The sequence below is a fragment of the Streptomyces sp. NRRL WC-3549 genome (genome assembly GCF_000721935.1).
Taxonomy (GTDB): domain Bacteria; phylum Actinomycetota; class Actinomycetes; order Streptomycetales; family Streptomycetaceae; genus Streptomyces.
Genome location: NZ_KL585395.1, coordinates 130579 through 134273, shown reverse-complemented (window position 1 = coordinate 134273; position 3695 = coordinate 130579). Strand labels below are relative to the sequence as shown.

The following is a 3695-nucleotide window of genomic DNA, read 5'->3' as shown; positions in this document are numbered from 1 at the left end:
GACTACCTGCACCGCGGCGGGCGCACCGCCCGGGCCGGGGAGTCCGGGCGTGTGGTCACCCTGGTGCTGCCCGACCAGCGCCGCGACGTGGCCCGGCTCATGTCGGACGCCGGCATCCGCCCGCAGGTCACCCAGGTCCGCTCCGGCGAGGCCGAGCTGAGCCGCATCACGGGGGCACGGACCCCCTCGGGCGTCCCCGTGGCGGGCGCCGCACCGTCGACCGAGCGCTCCGCCAAGGGCAACGGCTCCACCCCGCACCGCCGGCGCGGCAGCAAGCCCCCGCAGGGGCGACGCTCCAACGCGGACACGGCGACCGCGGCGGCCCGCGCCGCAGCCGCTCAGCGCCGGGCGAACCGGGCCGGCTGAACCCCGCCGCCCCGCCACCCCCCGCCCCGCAGTCACGTCAGGGCCGCAGGACCACCTTGCCGACCGTCCGGCGCGCCAGGAGGTCCTCATGGGCGCGCCGGGCCTCGGCCAGTGGGTAGCCGGGCCCGGTCACCGGCTTCAGACGCCCCGCGGCGACCAGCTCGAAGAGCTCGCCCAGCGGCCCGCTGACCGCCCCCGGTGCCGCCAGGGCCGGGCGCAGCCAGAATCCCACCACCGAGGCGGGCAGCCGGCCGAGCCGGGCGGGGTCGACGGGGGTGAAGCCGGTCCGGGCGGCGTTGCCGTACGTCACGATCCGGCCGAAGGGCGCCAGCGAGTCCAGCGCACGGTCGAAGAGCTCGCCGCCGACCGCGTCCAGGACGACGTCCGCCTTCTCGTCCGACGGGTGGCGGACCACCGCGTCCGCGCCGAGGTCCAGGGCGAGCCGCTCCTTGGCCGGGGTGGACGCCTGGGCGAGCACCCGGCCCGCGCCGAACTCCCGCGCCAGCTGGACGGCGAGGCTGCCCACACCGCCCGCCGCGGAGTGCACGAGGACCGTCTCGCCCTCACGCAGCCGGGCCGCGGTGCGCAGCAGGTGCCAGGCCGTCAGCCCCTGCATGAGCAGGGCGAGGGCCTCGGCGGCACCGAGGTCCTCGGGGACGTCCACGAGCCCCGACTCCTTGGCGGCCACCTGTTCCGCGTAGCCGTGCGAGACGCGGGCCAGCACCCGCCGGCCGTCCGGGGTACGGCCCACGACCTCGCTGCCCGGGACGTACGGCAGCGCGGAGGCGTCCAGGTAGGAACCGTCCACCTGGTGGGTGTCCGCGAAGTTCACCCCGGCGGCCTCCACGGTGAGCAGGACCTCCCCGTCCCGCACGGCGGGCGTGGGCAGGTCGACGGGCCGGAGCACTTCAGGACCGCCGAAGCGGTCGAACTGGATGGCGAGCATGCCGCACGGTACCGCGGGCCCGTTCCGGGGGCCCGGGGGTCCCTGCCGCCGTACGGCCGTCCGCGTGTACGGACCATTTCCGAGAGCGCCAGAAACAATCCATCCGGTTTGTTAGAATGGTGACTCTGAGTGTCCGCCCCGGTGTGAAAAGAGGGGTGGACACCCTCTGTCGTCCTCTTATCCCCGTACTCACCGGAGCGGCAGTATGGCCAAGCAGGACCGTGCGGTACGCACCCGGCAGGAGCTGATCCGGTCGGCCGCCGTGGCCTTCGACCGGAGCGGCTACGCCCTCTCGTCCCTCACCGAGATCAGCCGCGGGGCGGGGGTCAGCAGCGGTGCGCTGCACTTCCACTTCAGCAGCAAGCAGGCGCTCGGGATGGCCGTGGAGGAGTCCGCGGCCCGGGCGCTCGCCGACATCGTCGCCGTGCACGCGCGCCACCACCCCGCGCCGCTCCAGCACTTGGTGGAGACCTCGCACGTCCTGGCCCGGCGGCTCGACGAGGACGTCGTGCTGCGGGCCGGTTTCGGTCTCGCCGCGGACGCGACCTGGATGGAGGACGTCTCCCTGTGGCGGACCTGGCGCAGTTGGGTCCGTACGACGCTGACCTCGGCCCGCCGCGAGGCCGCCCTCTCCCCCGACGTGCCGATCGAGGACGCCGTGTCCGCCGTGACGGCGGCGGTGGTCGGGGCCCAGGCGCTGGGCCGGTTCGACGTGGAGTGGTCGCCGGAGTACGCGCTCACCCAGTTCTGGAATCTCATGCTCCCGCGGATATCGGCCATGGTCCCGACCGAATAACGCTGCGAGACTGCGCTCATGAGTGATCTCCTCAACGGCAAAGTCGTCCTCATCACCGGGGCGAGCAGTGGTATCGGCGCGGCGGCGGCCCGCGTGTTCTCGCAGGAAGGCGCGCGGCTGGTCCTGGCCGCGCGGCGCGAGGACCGACTGGCCGCGCTGGTCGACGAATTGAAGGAAAAGGGCGCCGAGGCCGCGTACGTCGTCTGCGACGTCACCGTGGCCGAGGACGCCGCCCGCGCGGTGGAGTTCGCGGTCAGCACCTACGGGCGGCTGGACGGGGCGTTCAACAACGCGGGGCTGGGCGGCGACCGGACGCCGCTGCACCTCATGGGCGACGACGTCTACGACGCGGTCATGGACACCAACGTGCGCGGCGTCTGGAACTGCATCCGCCCGGAGATAGCGGCCATGCTCGCGGGCGGCGGCGGCTCCATCGTGAACAACAGCAGCGTGGGCGGCCTGGTGGCCATCCCGGCCGCCGCGGCCTACATAGCGGCCAAGCACGCGGTCATCGGCCTCACCCGGGCCGCCGCCGACGAGTACGCGAAGCAGGGCATCCGGGTCAACTCCGTCGCTCCGGGCACGACCCGCAGCGAGATCACCGCCGACTGGTTCGGGCGCAACCCGGGTCTGGAGGAGATGGTCAACGGCATGACACCGCAGGGGCGTACGGCCGAGCCCGCCGAGATCGCGGCCGCGGCCGCGTGGCTGATCAGCGACCGTTGCCCGTTCCTCACGGGTACGGTCCTGCCGGTGGACGGGGGCTTCGTCAATCAGTGAGCCGGTACGGCGCACCCGTCGGTGCGTGAACCGCTCAACCGGCCCCGGAACACCGGACCGCCGTCCTGGGTCCCCGTGACCAGTACCGTGGTCCGGCCGGGGCCGGGTACCTCCTCCGCCGTGATCCAGCAGGGGCGGTCGAACTCGACGTAACGCTCGAAGCTGCTGGTGAAGGCCGTCAGTTCGAAGGGGGAGGGATGCAGGAGCGCGTTGGCCGCCTGATGCGCGGCCTCCATCAGGACCAGCCCGGGGACGTGGTCCACCGGGTGGTCGTAGAGCAGGACGTTGCGCACGTCGTTGCGCAACCGCCAGCGGTGCGGGTCGTCACCGGGCGCCAGGACCACATCGCGTTCGGTGACCCGGCCGACCGTGCGGGGACCGAGCGGGGCGGGCACCTCCCAGGTGTCCCAGCCGGCGGTCGGATGCTCACCGCGGAGCCGGCGGTAGGCGGCGGGGGAGACCCAGCCGAAGTCGCAGTCCGCCCGTGCCACCATGCGGTCGTGGTGGAAGAGGCGGATGTCCATGGTCAGCGAACTGACGGACCGCCCACGCTTCTTCGGCTCGAAGAGCGCGATCTCCACGGTGAGAAGAGACGGTTCTTCACGGGAGACGCGCAGCCCGGGCACCACCGTGAAGTCGAAGGAGTTCAGCAGGGTCTGGTGGGTGAGGGGCACGCCGTACTCGGCGTGTGCGATGACCAGACCGGTCTGGCGGACGGTCTGGGTCAGTATGCGGGGGTCGTAGGGCAGGTCCCCCTCGGAGGCCGGCCACCGGACGGTGAGCGAGAACACGTCGTCCTCGCGGCGG

The 3695-nt window shown here is 73.1% G+C and carries 4 protein-coding genes and 1 pseudogene; 3 read left to right on the top strand and 2 right to left on the bottom strand.

The genetic code is table 11. The features are described from left to right. A pseudogene (locus IH13_RS0113440) lies at positions 1-366 on the top strand (ATP-dependent helicase); the annotation flags it as partial. A gap of 37 nt (positions 367-403) precedes the next feature. Here the strand turns inward: IH13_RS0113440 and IH13_RS0113435 are convergent. Continuing rightward, positions 404-1312, bottom strand: coding sequence for a quinone oxidoreductase family protein (locus IH13_RS0113435; protein WP_031084135.1), 909 nt, complete (start codon positions 1310-1312; stop codon positions 404-406). A 205-nt stretch (positions 1313-1517) separates the two neighbouring features. Between IH13_RS0113435 and IH13_RS0113430 the strand changes: the two genes are divergently transcribed. After that, complete coding sequence (locus IH13_RS0113430; protein WP_031084133.1) at positions 1518-2108, top strand: ScbR family autoregulator-binding transcription factor; 591 nt, start codon at positions 1518-1520, stop codon at positions 2106-2108. 18 nt (positions 2109-2126) lie between these two features. Continuing rightward, complete coding sequence (locus IH13_RS0113425; protein ID WP_031084131.1) at positions 2127-2888, top strand: glucose 1-dehydrogenase; 762 nt, start codon at positions 2127-2129, stop codon at positions 2886-2888. Here IH13_RS0113425 and IH13_RS0113420 read toward each other — a convergent pair. Further along, positions 2882-3695 (bottom strand): ScbA/BarX family gamma-butyrolactone biosynthesis protein (locus IH13_RS0113420; RefSeq protein ID WP_031084130.1); only part of this gene is annotated, 814 nt, incomplete at its 5' end. The two genes, IH13_RS0113425 and IH13_RS0113420, sit on opposite strands and share 7 nt — an antisense overlap.

Coding starts and splice junctions, on each gene's coding strand:
- IH13_RS0113435 (WP_031084135.1), bottom strand. CDS start 1,312: ATGCTCGCCATCCAGTTCGACCGCTTCGGCGGTCCTGAAGTGCTCCGG.
- IH13_RS0113425 (WP_031084131.1), top strand. CDS start 2,127: ATGAGTGATCTCCTCAACGGCAAAGTCGTCCTCATCACCGGGGCGAGC.
- IH13_RS0113430 (WP_031084133.1), top strand. CDS start 1,518: ATGGCCAAGCAGGACCGTGCGGTACGCACCCGGCAGGAGCTGATCCGG.